Raw genomic sequence first — 20821 nt, 5'->3', positions numbered from 1 at the left:
TCCATACCTCCACCCAGGCGGCGCGTGCGGCTGTGCCGTCACGGGCAACTGCACGTGCGAGCCGCACGTCAGCGGGTGCGTCGACCCACACGCGCACGGCGTAGGCGTCGCGAAGGGTGCGGTGGAGCGCGCACACACCCTCGATGATCACGATCCCGTGCGGCTCTACCGTTCTCGGCCCACGTGGCGTGCGCGTTGTCCAGTCGTAGGACGCAAACCGAGCGGCGACACCACGGGAGAGCGGCGCCACGACCTCGGCGGCAAGACGTTCGATATCGAATCCGTCTCCCGTCCAGAACTCGTCCGTGGCCACGCGCTGCGCCGCGGGGATCATGGCTGCGAGGGTCGTCTTCCCCGCACACCCGTGCCCCCCGATCCCGACCAGGACGACGCGGTCGTCCTGCCGAGCGGCTGCGATCATTCCCAGCACGGGCCGTGCGTCCATTGGGGCACGGTACCCTCCCGAGCATGGAGAAGCTTCGTCTCGGTGGGATGGCTCTCTCGAACGGCGTGCTCGTCCACGGGCCGACCTCGTGGGGGGCGGCCGTCCGGGCGAGGGACGGGTCGATCCGGAGCGCGGCCGGTACCAAGCGGCGGTTCGCCCCGAACGTGACAACGCCGTTCATCCGAGGCCCGCTGCGCCTTGTCGAGGCGCTTGCGGTGCTGCCCGATGTGCGCCGCGCGCTGCCAGACGCCCGGTTTCCCTTTGAGCGCCCACGTGTCGGGGCGACGATGATCGCTGGCTCGGTGGCGGCCGGGGTTGCGCGACGCTCTCGGCTCAGCCTTCCTGCGCGGGAGGCGATCGCCGCGCTCGCAACCATCGCCCCCGCGGCTCTTGCTCTCCGGGGCGGCGAGCTCGCCTCCTACCACGGCGCCGAGCACATCTCGATCGGCACCTACGAGACCGGCGAGGCTGCAACGAAGGAGCACGATCGATGCGGAGGGCATCTCGTCGGACCGCTCCTCCTCTCGAGCGCCGTCGCGAGCGCCCTCGCGGCCCGAGCCCCGTCACGGGCCCGCCCCGCCGCACGCGTGGCCGGAGCCGTTGGTGCCGTGGGAGCTGCGGTCGAGGTGTTCGCGTGGATGGGTCGTCATCCCGATAGTCCGGTCTCACGAGCGCTTGCACGACCGGGGCACGAGCTGCAGACCAGGGTCTCGACCGCCGAGCCCACGGCCGCCCAGCTCGCCGTCGCGCAGGCGGCTCTCGCGGCCTGCCTCGACGCTGAAGAGACAACGCGGTAGAGGTCTACCCTGGAGCAGCCTCCTCTTGTGACGAGGGCGCTCGAGCTCGCGGCGGCGCACGGGTTCGAGAAGTCGTGTGAGCGTGAGGACGGTGCGCTCTTGCACGTGCTCGCGGCCCGTCGCGGCGTTGTCCGTGCGGCTGAGATCGGAACCGGTGCGGGGGTCGGCACCGCCTGGATCGTCTCGGCTCTGCCACCCACCACTCCGTTCTTCACGGTCGAGAGGGACCCGACCCTTGCGGCCGCCACCGCTGCGTTCTACGCCGACGATCCGAACGTCACGGTTCTTGCGGGCTCGTGGCGCGAAACCCTTCCGCCGGAGGCGCCGTTCGATCTCCTCTTCGTCGATGTGAACGATGCGAAGGACGACGTCGAGGCGACGGTCGGGCTTCTTGCACCGGGCGGTACGGCCGTTCTGGACGACTTCTCGTTCGACCCGGTTCTTCCGGACGCGCGAAGGGACGCGTGGCTTAGGCATCCGCTTCTGACCACGATCGAGCTCTGGGTCACGCCGAACCGGCGGGCGCTCGTGGCCGTTCGGCGGTAGCTCTTCAGTCGCGACGACGGCGTGCCGATACACCTTCCGTGGTCACCTGGCCCCATTCCGTCGACGACATCGGCGGCTTCCTCATCACGTGGTTGCCGATCATCTTCTTCGGCATCATCATCTGGCTCCTCCTGCGCACGATGTCGCTCGTGCCGAAGGTCAAGCCGGCGATGGTCGATCGCGACACGACCGATCCCGTCGGCTGGGATGATGTCGCAGGGACGGATGAGGCGAAGGACGAGCTGAAGGAGGTCGTCGAGTTTCTTCGCGACCGCAAGAAGTTCGAGCGCCTCGGGGCTCGTGTCCCGAAGGGCGTTCTGCTGTACGGGCCGCCGGGAACAGGAAAGACGCTCCTGGCCAAGGCTGCGGCCAACGAGTCGGGCGCGAACTTCTACTCCTCGAGCGCATCGGCCTTCGTCGAGATGTTTGCCGGCCTCGGGGCCGCCAGGATCCGAAAGCTGTTCGCCGAAGCGCGCAAGAACGCGCCCGCCATCATCTTCATCGACGAGCTCGACGCCATTGGCAGTGCTCGCTCGGGAGGCGCCCACAACCGCGAGCACGACCAGACGCTCAACCAGCTCCTCGTCGAGATGGACGGCTTCGGCGGTGCGGACGAAGTCGTGATCATGGGTGCCTCCAATCGCCTTCAAGACCTCGACCCTGCTCTTCTCCGCCCGGGTCGCTTCGACCGGCAGGTGAACGTGGCGCCGCCCGACCTGCTGGGCCGCGAAGAGATTCTCCGCGTTCACACACGGTCGAAGCCGCTTGGAGCAGACGTCGACATCGCAGTGATAGCTCGTCGCACCGCCGGCCTGACGGGCGCCGACCTTGCGAACATCGCGAATGAGGCGGCGATCTTTGCGGCGCGACAGGATCAGCAGTACATCCGTCAGCAGGACTTCGAAGGGGCCATGGAGCGTGTGCTCACGGGTCTTCAGAAGCGACGAGTCGTGACCGAGAAGGAGAAGCGCATTCTCGCCTACCACGAGGCCGGCCACGCACTCGTCGCATACCTGATGGGCGATGTCATGCCCGTGCAAAAGGTGACGATCGTCGGGCGCGGAGACGCCCTCGGACTCGCGTACTACCTGCCCGTCGAAGATCGCTACCTCCACACGAAGGAGGAATTGCTCGACGTGATGAAGGTCGCGCTCGGCGGGCGCGCGGCAGAGGAGATCGTCTTCGGACGCGTAACGAACGGCGCCGCCAGTGACCTCGAGAAGGTGACGCAGATCGCCCGGTCGATGGTCTTCGAGTTCGGCATGTCCGAGATCGCCCCGTCGCGGACGATGCGCGCCGACAACTACGCGCTCTCCGAGGAGACGAAGCGGATGCGCGACAGCGCGCAGGCGCAGCTCACCGACCACGCGTACGAGGAAGCTCTTCGCCTGATCGGCAAGCACCGTGTCTCGCTCGACCGGCTCGCCGGTGGGCTTCTCGAGAGGGAGACCATCGATCGCGAGGAGTTCCTTGCGATCATGGGCGATCTTCCTCGCGAGTCCCGCTCCGCCGAGACCGTGGGCACCGTTCGCGTGCTCGATCGCGAAGCGCTGTAGGCGATTCGCCTCCGGCGAGCCACTCACCAAGCTCCCTTCGACCACGGGGCGCCCCCATCGGGAAGTAGCATCGGGCGCATGCAGCCGGTCGGTATCCATCACGTAGGCATCGCCGTCGTCGATCTCGACGATGCCATCGCGACGTACACCGTGCTCCTCGGCGGGAACCTCGAGCATCGCGAGGTTCTCTCGGAGCAGGGGGTCGAGGCGGCGTCGATCGTGTTCGGCAAGAGCAGGATCGAGTTGCTCGCTCCGACCGGTGAGGACACTCCTGTGGGGCGCTTTCTCGCCAAGCGAGGCCCGGGCATGCACCACATCGCCTACGAGGTCCCAGACGTCAGCAGCGCCCTGACCGATCTCGCCTCTGCGGGAGCGGAGTTGATCGATACCGTTCCGCGACGCGGCCTCTTCGGCCTGCAAGTTGCCTTTGTCCATCCCGACGCCGTCCACGGCGTCCTCACGGAGGTTGTCGCCGTTGCCCGAGTCACCTGAATCCGTCCGCATCGAAGTCGCCTTCGCCGGCGGCCCGATCATCGCGGCCAATGTCTCTCCCGCGAGCGCGGACGCGCTCGAGCACGCACTCGCGTCCGGCTCGCAAGGGACGCATCAACTCGACACCGACGATGGCCGGGCTGCGATCGTGCTCGCCCGGGTCGCCTACCTGAAGCGGTTCGCTCGCGACTCTCGTGTGGGGTTCGGACTGTAGGAGCCTGCCACGACCGGTCGTTCGCCTCACGATGACGGCCGGCGTCGCGGAGGCTGAGCGCGGGCGGCTAGGCTGGCCGCCATGGCGCTCGAGGTCGGCATCGTAGGACTCCCCAATGCGGGCAAGACAACGCTGTTCAACGCGCTCACGAAAGCGGGCGCGGAGATCACGGCGTACGCGTCGCAGACGGACAAGTCGAACGTGGGCATGGCGACGATCGCCGATGACCGGCTCGGCCAGCTTGCGGATCTCGTTGGCGCGAAGAAGGTGACGCCGGCAGCCGTCCGGATCCAGGATGTCCCCGGAACCGGGCCTGCGCTCCTCGGCGGCCTCCGGCAGGTCGACGCACTGCTCGCGATCGCGGATGGCTTCTCCGGTACCGGCGACCCTGAGAGCGACATCGAGACGCTCAAGCTGGAGCTTCTCGTCGCAGACACCGATCACGTCGCGAAGCGGCTCGAGCGGGTCGACAAGCTCGCCAAGTCGGGGGACGCGACCGTGCGCAAGGAGGCAGACGTGCTCCGCGAGGTGCTCGCGCATCTCGAGGCGGGTAAGCCGCTCACGGATTGGAGCGGTGAGCTGCCCGGCGAGCTCGACCCACTGACCACCAAGCCGTTGATAGCGATTGTCAACGGAGCAGGGGGGATCGACTGCAAGCTCGAGGCCGAGCTCGTTGAGATGGCGGATGAGGACGCCGCCGCGTTCCGGGAGGGAGCGTCTGCGCTCGACGAGGTCGTCGGCCGACTCAAGGACGCCCTCGGCCTGATCACGTTCTTTACCGCCGGCGAGAAGGAGACGCGGGCCTGGACCCTCCGAGACGGGCAAACGGCCCTTGAGGCGGGTGGCACGATCCACTCCGACATCGCCCGCGGCTTCATCCGCTGCGAGGTGATCCGCTGGAACGATCTTCTGGACGCCGGTTCGCACGCCGAGGCGTCGAAGCGTGGCACCCAGCGACTCGAGGGTAAAACCTACGTCGTGCAGGACGGCGACGTGCTCAACATTCGCTTCAACGTCTAGCGCGAACGAGCCTCGGTCGGGACACTCAGCCTGGCGTGCGACGATCCACGCGGTGAGACCGGCGAGCCCGACGAGCTGGGATCAGCAGAGGACGGTCAGCGCCGAGAGGCCCGCTTCGTTTTTGCGAGCCCATCCGGGAAGTCCCGCGTTCCCACAGTGCTGACGCACAGTGCGAGTGAACGGCTGTCACGCTCTCGCTAGTCCTCGCCCACCGGCCGAGTCGCGGCCATCGCATCGAGCTGGTTTGCGTGGTAGAGCACGAGAGCCTCGGCCGTGCGTGCTGCCTGCCGATCGTGGTGCGTCGCGACAGCATGGAGAAGCTCGGCCGAGACGTCCGTCGGCAGCGATGCGGCACTGGCTTCGATCAGCCGCAGGCCAAGGTGGACATGGCCGAGGAGCCGCCCTTCCTCGGTTTGTCGGAACGCAGGCCCACGGCCGAGCTCGACGGTGCGGCCGACGTCGTGGAGCAGCGCCGCCGCAAGGAGAAGATCGTTGCGAAGGCGCGGATGGAGCTGGGCTGTCTCGCGACAGAGGGTGGCCACGCCAACCGTGTGCTCGAGAAGACCGCCCGCGTAACCGTGGTGCCCGTCCGCTCCGGCGGCGGGCAGCGAGCGGAACGCCGATCGCACGGCGTCGTCGGTGAGAACGCCCGCGACGAGACCGGCGAGACCTGGATGGACGATCTCGCTCACCAGGAACTCGAGGAAGCCGTCGAGCTCATCGGGATCGCGCCGCATCGACGGTGTCAGGTCGACCGGGTCCGTGTCGGGCGCGACCTCGACCGCACGCACCTGGACCTGAAGCTTGCCGCTGAAGCGTTCCACGCGCCCGAGGACGCGGATCGCATCGCCTTCGGCGAATCGCCCGTCGAGAAGCTCGACGTCGTCCCAGACACGCGCCTCGATGCGTCCACTCGCATCGACGAGCTCGAGAGCAAGGTACGGAGCGCCATTCTTCGTCCGGCGGCGTTCCTTCCGTCCGACGGCGTACACGCCCTCGACGGTGCGGTCCTCGGTGAGCTCTGCGATGCTGGTCACGCCTGCAGTCTAGGCTTGCCCGGAGGTACGCTCGGGGCATGGCTGATGTGGCCCCGTTTCGTGCGATCCGCTACGCGCGTCCTCGAGCGGGGGTTACGGCTCCCCCCTACGACGTCCTCACGCCGGAGGCACGCGACGCGTATCGGGCAGCCGACCCACACAACGTCGTCCATCTCACGCTCAACGACTCCGAGGGCGAGGCGGGGCGTCTGTTCCGGGCGTGGCTCGACGAAGGCGTCCTCGTGCGCGACGACGATCCTGCCGTCTGGGCGCTGAGCCAGGACTACGTCGGTCCCGACGGGATCGCACGTCGCCGCGACGGCCTCGTCGCGTCGCTTCGCGTCGAGCCCTACGACACGAGCACGGTCCTCCCGCATGAACGGACGCACGCCGGGCCGAAGGAGAGCCGACTCCGACTCCTTCGTGCGGCTCGCGCGCAGCTCGAGCCGATCTTCCTCCTCTACGACGGGGAACCGGCCGTCGCCGTGCCAGAGCGAGAGCCCGATCTCGTCGCCGAGGGGACCCGTCTCTGGCGCGAATCGGGTCACGGGATAGCCGAGGCGTTCGCCGACCGGCAGCTTCTCATCGCCGACGGTCACCATCGGTACGAGACAGCCGTCGCCTATGCCGCCGAGCAGGGAACACCCGAGAGCGCGCGCATGATGGTGGTGCTCGTCTCGACGTCCGATCCCGGGCTCGAGATCTTTGCCACCCACCGCCTCTTCCGCGGCCACGATGAGGCCCTGCCACCGATCAGCCTCGGCGACTCGGCATCGCCCACCGCTGCGGTCGAACGTATGTCCCGCCTGGCGTACGACGAGGCGCACGCAGTTGGCTATCGGCAAGGCGTGACGTTCCCTGTGGTCGGCCACGCAGGCGAGCTCGACGTCGAGCTCGTCGACCGCCTCGTCGGTCACGACGGGCTTGGCTACACGGCCGATCTCGGCGAGGCAGTGACGCAGGTCGACGCGGGCGAGTTCGACGGAGCGTTCCTCCTGCGCGCGACGCGCATCGAGGACGTCTTCGAGCGCGCGCGACGCGGCGAGGTGATGCCGCAGAAGACGACGTACTTCTTCCCCAAGCTCACGAGCGGACTGCTCTTCCATCCCGTATGAGCCCGGACTGGCTCCAGCTCTGTCGCTTTTGCGTAGCCGACATCGACGTCGTGCTGGCGGAGCTGCCGACGCGCCTCGAGCGCGAGCCGGTCCTCCGACAGGGCGAGGGCGGTGACGAGACCACGGCGATCGATGCGGCTGCGGAGGATGCCGTCGTCGCGCGCCTCGAGGCGCTCAACGCCGACTTCGTCCTCGTCTCCGAGGAGCTCGGCGAGCGCGTCTTCGGTGTGGGTGGGTCAACGCGCGTGATCGTCGATCCGATCGATGGATCGGTGAACGCCAAGCGCGGGATCCCCTTTTTCTCCCTGTCACTCGCGGTTGCCGAAGGCCTGACGATGGAGGATGTCATCTTTGGCTACGTCTTCGACTTCGGCGCCCGCGAGGAGTGGGTCGCCGAGCGTGGGCGCGGGGCGCGTCTCAACGATCGCCCCCTCCAGACCCCGGCGCCGAAGGATCCGATCGAGATCCTTTCGTTCGAAGCGACGACGACCGCTTACATCGCCGACAAGTCCGCTTCCCTGCTCGGTGTCGCCGAGCGCCTGCGTGTGATGGGCTCGTTGGCCCTCTCCCTCTGCCACCTCGCTGCGGGCCGGGTCGACGCGGTGTGCTCCCTCAAGCCGGCCCGCTCGATCGACATCGCCGCAGCGCAGCTGCTCGTGCGGGAGCGTGGCTACGCGATCGAGCTGTTCGAGGATCCGCCGTTCGCCTCCGCACTTCTCGATCTCGAGGGGCGCTCACGGCTCGTGGCCGCTGCGACCCCGGCGCTGTGTGCCGAGATCGCAGCAACGCTGACATAGCGAAAGAGCGGCTTGCGCCGCCCCTTCGCCCCGGGAAGTGACGACTCTCCGGTCGCCTCGGACATTCAGGCAGTTGCAGGCTTGTCGTGCTTGCCGAGCACGGTGAGCGCAAGGATGACGAACCCGATGCCACTCAGCAAGAGTGCGATTCCCACGATGAGCCCGAACAACGCGATCTGCTCGGCCATGTAAGAGACGTTGAGTGCTGTTGCGAGTGCCGTCGCCGTCACCCAGGTGTTCCGCGTTGCGTTCGAGACCGGCTTTCCGGCATCGTCCTTGAGCGCGGCTTTGTCGTCGCTCGTGCCCTTCGGGTCGCTCGGGTCGCTGGCCGCGAGGAACCGACCCATCTGCGCATAGGTCAGGCCACCGGATGCCTCCAGTGCGTGGATGCGGAGATACTGGGCAAAGCAACGTGCATCTGTGCCGCTCTCGATCGGCTGATCGGCGACGTCGCAGGATGGGACTGTGATGTCCACGAGTCCTGCAGCCTTCGCTGCAACCGCGATGTCTGTCGGGTTCATGTCTCCCGACCCGACGATCTGCTCTGCCTTGATCTCGTCACTCACGGTGTTCCGCGCGTTCACACTCATGACGAGTGCGCCGATCCCGAACGCGATCATGAGAACACCGGCGGCGATCCCGCCGATCTCCAGAACTCTGCGACCGTTCATTGTCTTCTACCTCCCGGTTGGCTTCTCGATTCCACCCCTTGTGCGGGATAGGACGTGGAATGAGTCTCCGCTCTGTGAGCCGTCGGGGCATCGGGGCAAACACTCGGATCGAACTGCGGGAAGCCACCATAGGTTGCGCGGACAACTACCGACGGCGGCTAGGCTGCTCCGATGCCGACTCCGCTCCGCGACACGATCCTCACGGCGCTCGAGCAGGTCATCGACCCCGAGCTCCACAAGCCCGTCACGGAGCTCGAGATGGTTCGCGATGTTGTGATTCGCGACGACGGCGCAGTCGAGGTGACGATCGCTCTCACCGTTGCGGGCTGCCCGATGCGCTCGTCGTTCGAGGATCAGGTGCAGCGGTTCGTCGGTGCTGTGGCCGGGGTCGTCTCCGTGCAACTCCACTTCGACGTGATGAGTCCCGACGAGAAGGCGGCGCTTTCCACGCGACTGCGCGGCGGACGTCCGGAGAAGACGATCTCGCTCGATCCGATCACGCGCGTCCTTGCGATCGCGTCCGGTAAGGGTGGCGTCGGCAAATCGACGCTGACCGCGAACCTCGCGGCTGCGCTCGCTGCAACAGGCCAGCGCATCGGAGTGCTCGATGCCGACGTCTACGGACACTCGATCCCTCACATGCTCGGCGTTCAGCAGAGACCGGTCGTCGTCGACACGATGATCGTCCCTCCCGTTCGCGGCGATCTCAAGTTGATGTCAATCGGCTTCTTCCTCGACGACAACGCACCCGTGATGTGGCGCGGCCCGATGCTGCACCGCGCCCTCGAGCAATTTCTCTCCGACGTCTACTGGGGCGAGCTCGACACGCTCGTCGTCGACATGCCACCGGGCACCGGTGATGTTGCGATCTCGCTCGGCCAGTTGCTTCCGCGAGCGGAGGTGCTGATCGTGACGACCCCCCAACCCGCCGCACAGCAGGTCGCCGTTCGCGCCGCTGGAATGGCGGAGAAGGTGGGCATGCGCATCATCGGCGTTGCTGAGAACATGTCCTACCTCGTCGGCACGGGCCAGGAGATCTTCGGCTCCGGCGGCGGACAGCGGCTGGCCGACGAGATCGGCGTGCCTCTGCTCGGCAGTATCCCTCTCGACCCGGCCCTGCGTGAAGCCGCCGATGCCGGAACGCCGGTGCTCGAGGCTGCGCCCGATTCCGAGGCGTCGGTCGCGATCGTCGACCTGGCGGCACGGATCCAGAAGACGCGCCGGGGCACGATTCGCAAGGCCCTGACCGTCCTGTAGGGGAGAGGCGCGGCCTCTCCCGGGAGCGCACACGACACCACCCACTTCGGGAGCAAACAGGCGTACCGTTGCGAGACGCCGCACTGGACAAACGCAGAGAGGGCGCCCGTGGGCGCCCTCTCGATCGAACCGCCTGGCCGCGAGTGCGAGCTAGGAGTCTTTCTCCAGCTTGCGGAGCGTCCACACGGCGGAATCGCCGATCGCCTTGCACTTCATCTCGACGTCCTTCGTGCCGACCGGGAATCCGTCCGGGATCGGGTAGCCAGCGTCGATGGCGCAGGTCTTCGAGCCGTCCTTGCCGGTGACCGTGACCGTCGTGGGAGAGGTGCCGATCGCCGAGATCTCGCCCTTGACCTCGATCCGGCGTGCCTTCTCCGACTTCCCGGACTTCCCGGACTTCCCGGACTTCTCGGACTTGCACACCGGGCCGGCAACGATCGCGAGCACAGCGTCGCTGCTCTCGGCTCCAATCTTGCCGTTCGTGAAGTTCGTCGCGCCACCGGCGAAGTCGGCGCTCAGATTGCCGAGCACCTTCGCGTGGTTCCCGTGCGACTTGCCCGTGAGGAAGCCGACGAGCTTGCCGTCCTTGATCGTGCCGGCGAACTTGCCCTTGAAGCGGCTGTCGTCGTCCTTGATCCTGAATGAGCCGTCGACGTAGCCGAGCTTGTCGGTCGTGTTGTAGGTGGTCTTCGCGTGGATCTTCAGTGATCCGGCGAGCATCGAGTTGCCCGAGACGACAGAGCCCGTGTAGTGCCCGCGCGTGATCTCCCACGTTTTCGTGTCGGCAGCACACGATCGCGTCTTCGACTTCTCGATCGTGGCCGTCGAGAACGTGGCTGTGGCCGGGTTGATGCCCACGACTGCCGGTACGACAGCGAAGGCGACAGCGGCTGTTGCGAGCGCGGCGGCGGTGCCGAGTGCGATGGTTACGGTGCGGCGCATCTGGTGGATCCTCCCCTTGTTGATTCCGTCTGCACGTATCCTTTCGGGGTTCTGTAGGCATTGCTGTGCGAGTTAGTAAAGATTGTGTGTGCATCCTGTCCCTCCGGGGGATACGCTCACCCGCATGAGCGACGCCCCGAGTACCCCGACGGAGGCCCGGGCGCGGCTTGCCTCACTCGGCATCTCGAGCGCTGCGGCGGACGTTCTCTTCGCACACTTCGACGATGCAGAGCGGCGGGGCAAGCGAGGGCATGGATACTCCCGCATCGCCTGGCTCGAGGAGCAGCCGTTCGACCGGGAGGCTCGCCCCGAGCTGACCGCCTCGTCGCGCGAGGTCGACCGCTGGGACGGGGGCCAATCGCTCGGCTACCTCACGCTACAGACGATTTGCGACGAGCTCGTCACGAGCCCGCCCGCGTCGATCAAGCTCGTCATTGCCACCCGCTGCTTTCCCACGGGCGCTCTCGGCTACTGGGTCAGACAGCTCGCCGAGCGCGCGGGGCTGATTGCGCTCCTCACCGCCACCTCGCCACCTCGATTGGCCCACCCCGACGGTTCGGAGGCCCTGACCGGGACGAATCCACTGGCAATCGCCATCCCGTCGAGCGAGGGGCCGCCGATCGTTGTCGATGTCTCGATGGGAGCTGTGACGCACGGCGAGGTGCTCGCGGGACTCGCATCACCGGAGGAGCTCGTGCCCTTCGGTGGCGCGAGCGCGCACAAGGCGTTCGCTCTCGCTGTCGGCCTCGAGCTCCTCGTTGGAGCGCTCGCTGGCCCGGAGCACGGTGCCGTCATGCTCGTGGCGCGGCCCGATTTCGACCCGGTGCCCGGCTTTCGCGCCCGCGCGGACGGCCTTCGGCTACCCGGGGACTCCTGACGCGCCTAGAGCGGCGCGGCAGGGGAGCGATCGTCGCCGCGAATCGCCTCGAGGTCTGGATCGCCCTGAGCATTCCTCGCGAACCGGGCTGAGATCCTGGACGTAGACGAGCGATCCGGCCGGTGCGGCGATCCGCTCACCGTCGATCGTGAACGTGGCCCGCCCTCCGAGCACGAGGTACAGCTCGGCGTGACCGCCCACTCCCTCTCCGAGCTCGTCGTGCTCACCGATGATCTCCTGACTCGCCTCCGTGGCGCGCCAGGCGTTGCTCCCGAAGGACTCGATGCCGAGCATCGTGCGAATCATGTGCCAGCGCGGCTTACCCTCATCCGCGTACCCATCGACTTCGTCGAGTCGGAGAACGCGAAATCGTGTCGGCATCGGGCTTCGCGGATCCACCGACATCTATCCGTATGTGTGGTCGGCGAGATCGACCGTCAGCAGCTCCTCGTGCGTCACGAGGACGCACGAGACCTCGGGTCGCGAGAGCGCAGCTGCAACCTCGACAACCGAGCTTGCCCGGACGACGATCGGGGTACCCGCCGCGTGAGCAGCCTGCAGAGCTGTGACATCGGTGATGTCGCGGATCTCGATTGCACCCGACACGTCGATCGTTCCGTCCAGCACGACGGCCGGGACCTTGCGTCCGGTCGAGCCGAACCAGCGCTCGCGCACGGTCACCGGGCGACCGTTTCTCCCGGCGCAGGGGTGATCAGCTCGACCTGAGCGATTACCGGGCAGGCGAACGCACGGGCCAGGCGGACAGTGTCGCCGACGTGGTCGGCATGGCCGTGCGTGAGGAGGATCGCATCGACCCGATTGGGCTCGAGCTCGAGGGCCGGGCAGCTTGGATTGCCCGTCAGGAAGGGGTCGACGTGGACTCTGTCCCCGGAAGGCAGATCGAGGCGGAACTCTGCGTGTCCGAGCGAGGTGATCGATCGAGCCACGCCCTGCAGGTTATGCGAAGAGCGACAGAACGGCTTTGCCGGCCAGTTCGATCAGCGGCTGCACAAAGAAGAACGAGCCGATCGTTACGGCGATTGCCGTGCCCACGGCGATGTCGAGTCCGGGATCGGCTGGCGGCGAGCCTCCGGCCACGACGAGATCGGCGCGCGCCGACGACGGGCGCATGTACATCGCGCGTACGACCGCGAGGTAGTAGTAGACGCTGACGGCGGTGGCGATCACGCCGATCACGATCAGCCACCACCATCCCGCCTCGTAGGCAGCGGAGAAGACGTAGAACTTGCCGATCATCCCACCGGTGAGCGGGAAGCCGGCGAATCCGAGCATGAAGACCCACATGGCCGCGCCGTAGAACGGTCGTTCCCAGCCCCAGCCCTCGAGGGTCGACAGCGTCACCTGCCGACCGAGCTCCCGCTCGCGTGCCACCACGACGGCGAAGGCCCCGGCCGACGCGGCCCCGTACGGGATCAGGTAGTAGAGGAGCGCCTTCCCACCGAGGTCGTTGTTCGCTGCGATCGCGATCAGCATGAAGCCTGCCTGCGAGACCGACGAGTATGCGAGTAGCCGTTTCACGTTCGTCTGGGCGAGCGCGGCGAGGTTGCCGACGACGAGGGAGGCGACGGCGAGAACGGCGATCGCCACCGTCCAGATCTCGGCCTGCTCGGGGAACGCTACGACGAGGATGCGCAGGGTGACGACGAGCGCTGCGGCCTTGGTTGCGGCGGACATGAATGCCGTCACCGGCGTCGGCGCACCCTCGTAGACGTCGGGCGTCCACATGTGGAACGGCGCTGCCGAGGCCTTGAAGGCGAGACCCGCGATGATCATCGCCATGCCTGCAACGAAGAGGGGATCGTCGGCACCCGTCGCGTCCCGGATCGCGTTGAAGCCGAGCTCCCCGGTGGCACCGTAGGTGAGCGCGCAGCCGAAGAGCAGGAACGCCGAGCCGAAGCTGCCGACGATCAGATACTTGAGCCCCGCCTCGAGCGACTCCTTGCGATGAGTGTCGAGCGCGACAAGGATGTAGAGCGCGATCGAAAACCACTCGAGTCCGAGGAACATCGTCAGCAGGTTCCCGGCCGAGACGAAGAAGACCATCCCGCCACCCGCGGCGGCGAGGAGCGCGTAGTACTCGCCCACGTGGTCGCGGCGGCGGTCGCCCCACGAGACGAGCACGGCGAGGACGCCGAAGCCGGCGATAAGAATCTGGGTCAGTGCAGCGAGCCGGTCACGCGCCATCGACTCGGCGATCAGCAATGTCTGCTCGGGCGAGCGATCGAAGACGACCGCTGCGAGACCGCCCGCGACGAGGAATCCGGCACCCGCAATCGTCGCCGAGAACGCACGTCGGCCTGCCGCCGGAACCAGCACTGCGCCGAGCAGGCATACGGCCGCCGCAGCGAGCAGCGCGAGCGCCGGTGAGAGCGCAAGCCAGTCGACGCTCGGGGTCTCGATCGACGCACCGATGATCATTCGCTCGCCTCCGCGACTGGCGGTGCGCTCGGGAAGGAGTGCTCGGTGATGGCCGACGGCCAGACCGAAAGCGCGAGAAGGATCGCAACGAGCGGAACGAGTAGGGCGAGCTCGCCGAGGCGGAGATCGAGCGACTCCGCGCGGACTGCATCGCCCTTGGCGCGGTGAAGGATGCCCGAGATCAGCCTGAGCGTGTACATCGCGGCCAGGACGATCGCTGCCGCTCCGATCGCGGCGTACCCCCAGCCCTCGTAGAACACGCCCGCGAGAATCGCGAACTCGCCGGCAAAATTCGCCGAACCGGGCACCGCCAGCGTCAACATCCCGACGACCATCACGATCGTGGCGAGGGCGGGACGACCCTTGGCCATCCCACCGAGGTCGGCAAAGCGATCGGTACCGGTGCGTTCGATCAGCATCGCGGCGAGGAGGAACATCGCAGCCGAGACGAGGCCGTGGCTCACCGAGTGCAGGATTGCCCCGCTGACCCCGAGGTCGTTGGTGGCGAAGATCCCGAGGACGATCAGGCTCATCTGCCCCATCGAGGAGTACGCGATCACCCCGCGCACGTCTGGCTGGCGGAACGCGAGCAGCGAGCCGTACACGAGGCCCGCAGCGGCGAGAACGAGCACCACGGTACGCCAGTCGTCGACAGGCTCCGGGAAGTGACGCAGCAGAATCCAGAGAAGCCCGTAGACGGCGGCCTTGGATACGACCCCGGAGAGGAGCGCTGCAATCTCCGGCGGCGCCTCGGTGTAGGCCGTGCGGAGCCACCCGTGGAACGGCAGGAGCGGTGCCTTGACCGCGAACGCGATGAGGAAGCCGAGGAAGACCCAGTCGTTGTTGCTCGTGCCGGAGTCGATCAGGCTGAACGTCCCCTGCGAGAGGCCGAACACGACGATCGAGGCGAGCATCAGCAGCGATCCGGCCATCGTGTAGATCACGAAGATGATCGTCGCGGACGCGCGCTTCGGGCCGCCCCAGACGCCGACGAGGATGTAGATCGGGATCAGCATCATCTCGAAGAAGACGTAGAAGAGCAGGAGATCCTGCGAGGAGAAGACGCCGACCACGGCGCCGATCAGGAACAGCACGAGCCCGAAGTACGCCCGGGCGCGTTCGCGACCGACCCATGCGCCAAAGCCGATTGCGGCAGCACCAACTACCACCGTCAGTCCGGCGAGCCACAGCGAGAACCCGTAGAACCCGACGTGGTAGGTAACGCCGAGGTCCCCGAACCACTCGCGCTGCGCACCATCCTGAAGCACCGGGGAGGCGAAGTCGAACCCGGCGACCATGACGATCCACACCGCCACTTCCGTGAGCGCGATGAGGACGGCGAGCGCCGCCGTCGCCTCACGCGGGAGCGGAGATACCCAGACAACGAGCGCGCCGATCAGCGGGAGCAGGATCAGCAGGTTCGTCAGCATCAGCGGACCGCCACGAAAACGACGACGAGGATGACGACCGAAACCGCGATCACGAGCGCGTACGAGCGCAGGAGGCCGGTCTGGAGCCGTGCCGTGCCGCCGCCTGCTTCCCGCACACCGGCGCCGATCTCACCGAGCGAGCCCTGGATGACCGGCTCCTCGACCTTCTCCCGAAGCAGGTTTGCAACGAGCTCGGACGGGCGGGAGAACAGCGCGTCGTATAGCTCGTCGAAGTAGAGCTTGTGCTCGAGAATCGTGCGGATGCGACCCTCGGCGACGAGGTCCTCGCTCGCGCGGTAGGCGCTCTGAGCGAGCCAGATTCCCGTGCCGGCAAGAACCACAGCAATCGCGCTCGTCGCATAGTCCTGGGAGACCGTCGCAACGACGAGCGGCTCGGCCACGCCGTCGATCCAGTGCAGGAACGGCTCCCACACTCCGGGGATGGCGAGGAAGCCGGCGATCGTCGAAAGGACCGCGAGTATGCCGACGGGGATGAGCATCGAGAGCGGCCCTTCGCTGTGCGCGTGCTCGTCGTGCCCGACCGCGCTCTCGGCTCCGTGCGCGTGATCCGAGCCATGTCCACCGGCGTGCTCGAGTACGAGCTCGGAGGGCTCACCGTGGAAGACGAGGTAGTAGAGCCGGAACGTATAGGCGCCGGTAAGCAGGGCGCCGACGAGCCCGAGCGCAACGAGCGTGTAGCCGAGCGCCCCTCCATCTGCAAGAGCCGCGGAGATGATGCCGTCCTTCGACCAGAAGCCCGAGAGGGGTGGGATTCCCGCCAGCGCGAGAGCTCCGATCAGGAACACCGCATGGGTGTAGGGCATCACGCTCTTCAGACCGCCCATCCTGCGGACGTCCTGTTCCCCGGCGAGGTGGTGGATGATCACACCCGCGGCGAGGAAGAGCAGCGCCTTGAAGAAGGCGTGGGTGAACAGGTGGAACATCGCGTACCCGTACGAGCCGATGCCTGCGGCGAGGAACATGTAGCCGATTTGCGACATCGTGGAATACGCGATCACGCGCTTGATGTCCCACTGCACGAGCGCGATCACACCGGCGACGATGATCGTCAAGCCCCCGATGATCGCCGCGAGATGCTGGACGTTCGGCGCGGCTTCGAAGATATCGTGGGTGCGGACGATGAGGTAGACGCCGGCGGTCACCATCGTCGCCGCATGAATGAGCGCGGAGACGGGCGTGGGGCCTTCCATCGCGTCCGGGAGCCAGGTATGGAGAGGGAGCTGGGCCGACTTCGCGATCGCGCCGCCGAGGAGCCCGAGCGCGACGAGATTCATGGTGCTCGTCGGAAGCGCCCCGGTCGACGCGAACTCGAAGTTCTCCGAGTAGGAGAGCGTTCCCGTCTGCGAGATCAGCAGGAAGAAGGCGAGCGCCATGGCTGCGTCACCGATCGCGTTCATGATGAAGGCCTTCTTGGCGGCCGCGGTCGCCTCCGGGCGATCGTGGTAGAAGCCGATCAGAAGGTAGGACGCGAGCCCGACGAGACCCCAGCCCACGAGGAGCAGCAGTAGGTTGCCGCCCATCACGAGCATGAGCATCGAGAAGACGAAGAACGCCATGTAGGCGAAGTAGCGGCGCTCCTCGTCCTCGCCCTTCATGTAACCGACCGAGTACCAGACGATCAGGCCGCCGACCCCGGTGATGATCATCATCATCACGAGCGAGACGGGATCGACGAGAATCTGCATGGGAACCTCGAACTGCCCGATCCCGAGCCACGTGTAGGCGGTCGAGAGGTGTGAGCGGTCATCGGGGTTCTCGCCGGCGATCTGGATGAACGCGACGAGGGCTCCGGCGAAGCCGACGAACACGGAACCTGTCGAGACCCACGCAGCGGTCGAGCGCGAGATATGCGTGCCCGCAAGCGTGATCAGCAACGCACCGGCCAGGGGTGCGAGCAGACAGAGCCAGGCGCCGGCGATCATCCGCGAAGCTCCGTGACCGTGTCGACGTCGAGCGACATGCCGCGTCGTGTGAAGGCCACGATCAAACCGAGGCCGACGACGACCTCGGCCGCGGCAACCGCCATCACGCAGATCGCGAAGATCTGTCCGTCAACGGATCCGAAGTGACGCGAGAACCCGACGAGCGCCAGGTTGGAGGCGTTGAGCATGATCTCGAGCGAGAGGAGCACGATCAGCGGGCTGCGACGCAGAATGACGCCTGTCGTACCGATTCCGAAGAGGACGGCGGCGACCGCGATGTACCAGGTAGTCCCAGGCCCCACTACGCCTCGTTCTCCGCTTCGGTCTTGAGCGCGAGCACGACGCCACCGACAGCGGCGACGAGCAGCACGATCGACGTGATCTCGAAAGCGAGAAGATGGTCAGTGAGAAAGAGCCTCCCGATCTCGGCCGGGCTGCCGAACGAGCGCTCGATCTCCGCGCGGTCTGCCAGCCTGCCGTCCGCCTTCGCGATGAGCGCCACGATCACCTCGATCATGATCGCCGCGCCGACGACGAACGATCCGAGCTGAAGCCATTTCGGCCCTCCGGCCCAGGGCGCATCTGCCCGACCGCCGAGGTAGGCGATCACGAAGAGGAACATCACCATCACGGCGCCGGCGTAGACCAGGATCTGGGCCGCGGCGACGAACTCGGCCGAGGCGAGCAGGAACAACGCGGCCAGCGAGGCGAGGTTTCCGATCAGCGCCAACGCCGAGTAGAACGGGTTGGTGAAGCTGATCACGGCCACGCCGCTGCCGATGCACGCCAGCGCGGCGAGGATCCACAGCACCCAGACGAGGATGTTTCCCATCAGGACGACGTCTTGTAGGCGGGGATGGGAGTGTCGAACAGGTCTGCGTCCTGCACGGGCACCCGTTTGATGGGCTCCGTCAGGAGCATGTCCTTCGTGTAGATCAGGTCGTCGCGCGAGTACTCGGAGATCTCGAACTGGTTCCCGAGCGTGATCGCGTCGAACGGGCAGGCCAGCTCGCAGTACCCGCAGAAGATGCAGCGGCTCATGTTGATCTCGTAGATGCGCGCGTAACGCTCCCCGGCCGAGACGCGGTTCTCGGCGGTGTTCTCATCGGCGACGACGCGAATGCAGTCGGACGGGCACGCGGCGGCGCAGAGCGAGCAGCCCACGCACTTCTCGAGACCGTTCTCGTGCCGGTGCAGCATGTGGCGACCGCGGAAACGCGGATAGACGGCCCGCTTGAACTCGGGATACTGCTGCGTGATCGGCTTCCGGAAGATCTGCCGGAACGTGACGCCGAACCCCTTGAGGGTGCCGAACGGTTGTGGGCTCATCGTCGCCCATCCCCGCACGTTTCGCCGGCTCCCCCGTAGGGGAGATGGCGCAGCCTCTCCCGGGAGCGAGCACGGCATCCGCGGGCCTCGGGGGCAAACAGGCGGAACGTCGCTCGTGAGCGCACTAGAGAGCCACCACGAGAATTGCCGTGATCACGGCATTGAGAGTTGCGACCGGGAGCAGCACCTTCCAGCCGAAGCGCATCAACTGGTCGTAGCGGAGCCGTGGCACCGTCGTCCGCACCCAGATGAAGAGGAAGAGCAGCACGAAGAGCTTGATCAGGAACCAGATCGGCCCGGGCAACCACGGGCCGTGCCAGCCGCCGATGAAGAGTGTCACGCAGAGGCCCGAGAGCGTGATCAGATTGATGTACTCGGACATCGAGAAGAGTCCGAAGCGCATCCCCCCGTACTCGGTGTGGTAGCCGGCGACGAGCTCCTGTTCGGCCTCGGGAAGGTCGAAAGGTGCACGGGCCGTCTCGGCGGTCCCGGCCATCAGGAACACGACGAAGCCAACGAACTGCGGGAGGATGTACCAGGTCGAGCCGGCTTGCGCATCGACGATGTCGACGAGCGAGAGCGACCGTGCCATCATCACGACGCCGAGCACGCTGAGCGCGAGCGCGACCTCGTATGACACGAGTTGCGCACACGTACGCATCGAGCCGAGGAGCGCGTACTTGGAATCGGACGCCCAGCCGCCGAGAATGAACCCGTAGATGCCGAGGGAGCCGATGGCGAAGATCAGCAGCAGCGCGATCGGCAGGTCGGCGACGTAGCCGTTGATCTGGTAGCCGCCGACCTCCCAGCCGGGGCCGTACGGGATCACGGAGAAGGTGCAGAGAGCGGTGAATGCTGCGAGGAAGGGCGCGAAGATGTAGAGCACGTCGATCGCAGCAGCCGGGAAGAAGCTCTCCTTGCGGATCAGCTTGACGAGGTCGGCGATCGGCTGAAGGAGGCCGTAGGGGCCGGCCCGGTTCGGGCCGTAGCGCAGCTGCATCCGGCCCATGATCTTGCGCTCGGCGAGCGTCAGGTACGCGAAGGTGACGAGGACGAGGTTGATCACGATGAACGCCTTGACGATCGCGATCCACCAGGGCTCGCCGTTTGCGCCGGAGGACAGAAGGAGGTTCGGCACGATACTCACGGCTTCAGGACCTCGACGTGCAGGTGGAGGTCGTCGGCGTGCTCGTCGGCGACGCGTGCCACCCCTGCGACGAGAGCGCGGTTGATCCGCGCCCGAAGCTCGACCGACGTGCCGTTCGACTTGACGACGACGCGATCACCGGTCGCGATCGACCGTCGCTCGGCGTCTGCGGTCGAGAGCTCGAGCTCGGTGGGCGGTCGCTGGAACGCGAGCTCACCCACGCGCTCGACGAACGGGCCCGAGAAGAGGGGGCGGTAGCGAAGCAGCCGGAGCTCGCCGAGGAAGTGCCCGTCGGCGGGCCTTGCCGGCGTTGCGGGCTTGACCTCGGCCGCAGGGGCGGGCGCCTCGTAGGGCGTACGTGCGGGCAGAGGGGCCGTGCCGTTCAGCTCAAAGCCGGCGACGCCGCCGAATGCGACCGCCGAGAGCTCGTCGAAGACGACGACCGCATGCGGCGAAAGCTCGACGTCGAAGCGGCCCGCGAGCTGCGAGATCCAGGCGAGCTCGTCGGGGACGGGAGCGATCACCGTACGCCGGAGGCGCTGCAATCGGCCCTCGAGGTTCAGGAGCGTCCCGTCGCTCTCGAGCGAGCTCGTCGCCGGGAGAACGAGGTCGGCCCATCCGACGGCGAGATCATGGAACATCGTGATTGCGATCACGTGCTCGGCCCGTTCGGCGAGCGCGCGCACTGCAGGATCGGCTGCCGCCCCGTCGCCGGAGATGATCAGCAGCCCGATCGGCTCCGGATTCGCCTCGTCCTCGTCGGCGGC

General features: G+C 66.9%; 25 protein-coding genes. 10 read left to right on the top strand and 15 right to left on the bottom strand.

Translation table 11 applies throughout. The features are described 5' to 3' along the window. The coding region (locus ABIR74_RS08510; protein ID WP_348177036.1) for a hypothetical protein at positions 1–445 on the bottom strand (445 nt) is incomplete at its 3' end. 23 nt (positions 446–468) lie between these two features. Between ABIR74_RS08510 and ABIR74_RS08505 the strand changes: the two genes are divergently transcribed. The 6 genes from ABIR74_RS08505 to ABIR74_RS08480 all read left to right on the top strand — a co-directional run bounded on the left by ABIR74_RS08505 (position 469) and on the right by ABIR74_RS08480 (position 5070). Beyond that, positions 469–1242 carry a DUF1385 domain-containing protein gene (locus ABIR74_RS08505; RefSeq protein WP_348177034.1) on the top strand — a complete coding sequence of 258 codons (774 nt, stop codon included), beginning with the start codon at positions 469–471 and terminating at the stop codon, positions 1240–1242. A gap of 27 nt (positions 1243–1269) precedes the next feature. Then, entirely contained in the window at positions 1270–1788 is a 519-nt protein-coding gene (locus ABIR74_RS08500) for a class I SAM-dependent methyltransferase (protein WP_348177032.1), read from the top strand. 38 nt (positions 1789–1826) lie between these two features. After that, positions 1827–3344: an ATP-dependent zinc metalloprotease FtsH gene (gene ftsH, locus ABIR74_RS08495; RefSeq protein ID WP_348177030.1), complete on the top strand. Its 1518-nt coding sequence runs from the start codon at positions 1827–1829 to the stop codon at positions 3342–3344. Positions 3345–3422: 78 nt separating this feature from the next. Then, positions 3423–3836, top strand: a complete 414-nt coding sequence (mce, locus tag ABIR74_RS08490; RefSeq protein WP_348177029.1) for a methylmalonyl-CoA epimerase — start codon at positions 3423–3425, stop codon at positions 3834–3836. Further along, positions 3820–4050 carry a hypothetical protein gene (locus tag ABIR74_RS08485; RefSeq protein WP_348177027.1) on the top strand — a complete coding sequence of 77 codons (231 nt, stop codon included), beginning with the start codon at positions 3820–3822 and terminating at the stop codon, positions 4048–4050. The genes mce and ABIR74_RS08485 overlap by 17 nt, the downstream gene beginning before the upstream one ends. A gap of 81 nt (positions 4051–4131) precedes the next feature. Beyond that, positions 4132–5070 (top strand): DUF933 domain-containing protein, encoded by a 939-nt coding sequence (locus ABIR74_RS08480; RefSeq protein WP_348177025.1) that lies wholly within the window; start codon positions 4132–4134, stop codon positions 5068–5070. 197 nt (positions 5071–5267) lie between these two features. Here ABIR74_RS08480 and ABIR74_RS08475 read toward each other — a convergent pair whose 3' ends face one another. Beyond that, complete coding sequence (locus ABIR74_RS08475) at positions 5268–6107, bottom strand: HD domain-containing protein (protein WP_348177023.1); 840 nt, start codon at positions 6105–6107, stop codon at positions 5268–5270. 38 nt (positions 6108–6145) lie between these two features. Here ABIR74_RS08475 and ABIR74_RS08470 point away from each other — a divergent pair, with 38 nt between their 5' ends. Together ABIR74_RS08470 and ABIR74_RS08465 are read left to right on the top strand one after the other, a co-directional pair. Next, on the top strand, positions 6146–7222 hold the full coding sequence (locus ABIR74_RS08470; protein ID WP_348177021.1) for a DUF1015 domain-containing protein: 1077 nt from the start codon (positions 6146–6148) through the stop codon (positions 7220–7222). Further along, the gene (locus ABIR74_RS08465; protein ID WP_348177019.1) at positions 7219–8019 is read left to right on the top strand and encodes an inositol monophosphatase family protein; all 801 of its coding nucleotides are present in this window, start codon (positions 7219–7221) and stop codon (positions 8017–8019) included. The genes ABIR74_RS08470 and ABIR74_RS08465 overlap by 4 nt, the downstream gene beginning before the upstream one ends. A 65-nt stretch (positions 8020–8084) precedes the next feature. On the opposite strand, the gene ABIR74_RS08460 is transcribed toward ABIR74_RS08465, so the two are convergent. After that, positions 8085–8690, bottom strand: a complete 606-nt coding sequence (locus ABIR74_RS08460; RefSeq protein ID WP_348177017.1) for a hypothetical protein — start codon at positions 8688–8690, stop codon at positions 8085–8087. 171 nt (positions 8691–8861) lie between these two features. On the opposite strand from ABIR74_RS08460, the gene ABIR74_RS08455 reads away from it, so the two are divergent. Then, positions 8862–9947: an Mrp/NBP35 family ATP-binding protein gene (locus tag ABIR74_RS08455; protein ID WP_348177015.1), complete on the top strand. Its 1086-nt coding sequence runs from the start codon at positions 8862–8864 to the stop codon at positions 9945–9947. A 150-nt stretch (positions 9948–10097) separates the two neighbouring features. Here the strand turns inward: ABIR74_RS08455 and ABIR74_RS08450 are convergent, their stop codons facing one another. Then, positions 10098–10889 (bottom strand): hypothetical protein, encoded by a 792-nt coding sequence (locus ABIR74_RS08450; protein WP_348177013.1) that lies wholly within the window; start codon positions 10887–10889, stop codon positions 10098–10100. A gap of 124 nt (positions 10890–11013) precedes the next feature. Here ABIR74_RS08450 and ABIR74_RS08445 point away from each other — a divergent pair, with 124 nt between their 5' ends. After that, on the top strand, positions 11014–11766 hold the full coding sequence (locus ABIR74_RS08445) for an Ldh family oxidoreductase (protein WP_348177011.1): 753 nt from the start codon (positions 11014–11016) through the stop codon (positions 11764–11766). Here the strand turns inward: ABIR74_RS08445 and ABIR74_RS08440 are convergent. The 11 genes from ABIR74_RS08440 to ABIR74_RS08390 form a co-directional block, all read right to left on the bottom strand. Beyond that, on the bottom strand, positions 11749–12147 hold the full coding sequence (locus ABIR74_RS08440) for a hypothetical protein (protein ID WP_348177009.1): 399 nt from the start codon (positions 12145–12147) through the stop codon (positions 11749–11751). The two genes, ABIR74_RS08445 and ABIR74_RS08440, sit on opposite strands and share 18 nt — an antisense overlap. A gap of 24 nt (positions 12148–12171) precedes the next feature. Next, entirely contained in the window at positions 12172–12447 is a 276-nt protein-coding gene (locus ABIR74_RS08435; protein WP_348177007.1) for a hypothetical protein, read from the bottom strand. Next, a complete protein-coding gene (locus tag ABIR74_RS08430) occupies positions 12444–12713 on the bottom strand; it encodes an MBL fold metallo-hydrolase (RefSeq protein WP_348177005.1) in 270 nt (89 codons plus the stop codon). The genes ABIR74_RS08435 and ABIR74_RS08430 overlap by 4 nt, the downstream gene beginning before the upstream one ends. A gap of 10 nt (positions 12714–12723) precedes the next feature. Next, positions 12724–14205 (bottom strand): NADH-quinone oxidoreductase subunit N, encoded by a 1482-nt coding sequence (locus ABIR74_RS08425; RefSeq protein ID WP_348177003.1) that lies wholly within the window; start codon positions 14203–14205, stop codon positions 12724–12726. Beyond that, entirely contained in the window at positions 14202–15635 is a 1434-nt protein-coding gene (locus ABIR74_RS08420; protein ID WP_348177001.1) for an NADH-quinone oxidoreductase subunit M, read from the bottom strand. Before ABIR74_RS08420 ends, ABIR74_RS08425 begins: the two co-directional genes overlap by 4 nt. Continuing rightward, positions 15635–17578 carry an NADH-quinone oxidoreductase subunit L gene (gene nuoL / locus ABIR74_RS08415; protein ID WP_348176999.1) on the bottom strand — a complete coding sequence of 648 codons (1944 nt, stop codon included), beginning with the start codon at positions 17576–17578 and terminating at the stop codon, positions 15635–15637. The genes ABIR74_RS08420 and nuoL overlap by 1 nt, the downstream gene beginning before the upstream one ends. Continuing rightward, the gene (nuoK, locus tag ABIR74_RS08410; RefSeq protein ID WP_348176997.1) at positions 17575–17880 is read right to left on the bottom strand and encodes an NADH-quinone oxidoreductase subunit NuoK; all 306 of its coding nucleotides are present in this window, start codon (positions 17878–17880) and stop codon (positions 17575–17577) included. The genes nuoL and nuoK overlap by 4 nt, the downstream gene beginning before the upstream one ends. Next, positions 17880–18410 (bottom strand): NADH-quinone oxidoreductase subunit J, encoded by a 531-nt coding sequence (locus ABIR74_RS08405; RefSeq protein WP_348176995.1) that lies wholly within the window; start codon positions 18408–18410, stop codon positions 17880–17882. Before ABIR74_RS08405 ends, nuoK begins: the two co-directional genes overlap by 1 nt. After that, a complete protein-coding gene (gene nuoI, locus ABIR74_RS08400; RefSeq protein ID WP_348176993.1) occupies positions 18410–18907 on the bottom strand; it encodes an NADH-quinone oxidoreductase subunit NuoI in 498 nt (165 codons plus the stop codon). The genes ABIR74_RS08405 and nuoI overlap by 1 nt, the downstream gene beginning before the upstream one ends. Before the next feature lie 124 nt (positions 18908–19031). Beyond that, positions 19032–19997 carry an NADH-quinone oxidoreductase subunit NuoH gene (gene nuoH, locus ABIR74_RS08395; protein ID WP_348177038.1) on the bottom strand — a complete coding sequence of 322 codons (966 nt, stop codon included), beginning with the start codon at positions 19995–19997 and terminating at the stop codon, positions 19032–19034. 53 nt (positions 19998–20050) lie between these two features. Then, positions 20051–20821: molybdopterin-dependent oxidoreductase (locus ABIR74_RS08390; protein WP_348176991.1), on the bottom strand; the 771-nt coding region annotated here is incomplete at its 5' end.

This window comes from Gaiella sp., from assembly GCF_039915195.1.
Classification (GTDB): domain Bacteria; phylum Actinomycetota; class Thermoleophilia; order Gaiellales; family Gaiellaceae; genus Gaiella.
This window is presented reverse-complemented; position numbering and strand designations above follow the sequence as displayed.

Excerpts from the sequence above, each read along its gene's own strand:
- ABIR74_RS08505 (WP_348177034.1), top strand. The coding sequence starts at position 469 with ATGGAGAAGCTTCGTCTCGGTGGGATGGCTCTCTCGAACGGCGTGCTC.
- mce (WP_348177029.1), top strand. The coding sequence starts at position 3,423 with ATGCAGCCGGTCGGTATCCATCACGTAGGCATCGCCGTCGTCGATCTC.
- ABIR74_RS08480 (WP_348177025.1), top strand. The coding sequence starts at position 4,132 with ATGGCGCTCGAGGTCGGCATCGTAGGACTCCCCAATGCGGGCAAGACA.
- ABIR74_RS08470 (WP_348177021.1), top strand. The coding sequence starts at position 6,146 with ATGGCTGATGTGGCCCCGTTTCGTGCGATCCGCTACGCGCGTCCTCGA.
- ABIR74_RS08465 (WP_348177019.1), top strand. The coding sequence starts at position 7,219 with ATGAGCCCGGACTGGCTCCAGCTCTGTCGCTTTTGCGTAGCCGACATC.
- ABIR74_RS08460 (WP_348177017.1), bottom strand. The coding sequence starts at position 8,690 with ATGAACGGTCGCAGAGTTCTGGAGATCGGCGGGATCGCCGCCGGTGTT.
- ABIR74_RS08455 (WP_348177015.1), top strand. The coding sequence starts at position 8,862 with ATGCCGACTCCGCTCCGCGACACGATCCTCACGGCGCTCGAGCAGGTC.
- ABIR74_RS08450 (WP_348177013.1), bottom strand. The coding sequence starts at position 10,889 with ATGCGCCGCACCGTAACCATCGCACTCGGCACCGCCGCCGCGCTCGCA.
- ABIR74_RS08445 (WP_348177011.1), top strand. The coding sequence starts at position 11,014 with ATGAGCGACGCCCCGAGTACCCCGACGGAGGCCCGGGCGCGGCTTGCC.
- ABIR74_RS08440 (WP_348177009.1), bottom strand. The coding sequence starts at position 12,147 with ATGCCGACACGATTTCGCGTTCTCCGACTCGACGAAGTCGATGGGTAC.
- ABIR74_RS08425 (WP_348177003.1), bottom strand. The coding sequence starts at position 14,205 with ATGATCATCGGTGCGTCGATCGAGACCCCGAGCGTCGACTGGCTTGCG.
- ABIR74_RS08420 (WP_348177001.1), bottom strand. The coding sequence starts at position 15,635 with ATGCTGACGAACCTGCTGATCCTGCTCCCGCTGATCGGCGCGCTCGTT.
- nuoL (WP_348176999.1), bottom strand. The coding sequence starts at position 17,578 with ATGATCGCCGGCGCCTGGCTCTGTCTGCTCGCACCCCTGGCCGGTGCG.
- ABIR74_RS08405 (WP_348176995.1), bottom strand. The coding sequence starts at position 18,410 with ATGGGAAACATCCTCGTCTGGGTGCTGTGGATCCTCGCCGCGCTGGCG.
- nuoI (WP_348176993.1), bottom strand. The coding sequence starts at position 18,907 with ATGAGCCCACAACCGTTCGGCACCCTCAAGGGGTTCGGCGTCACGTTC.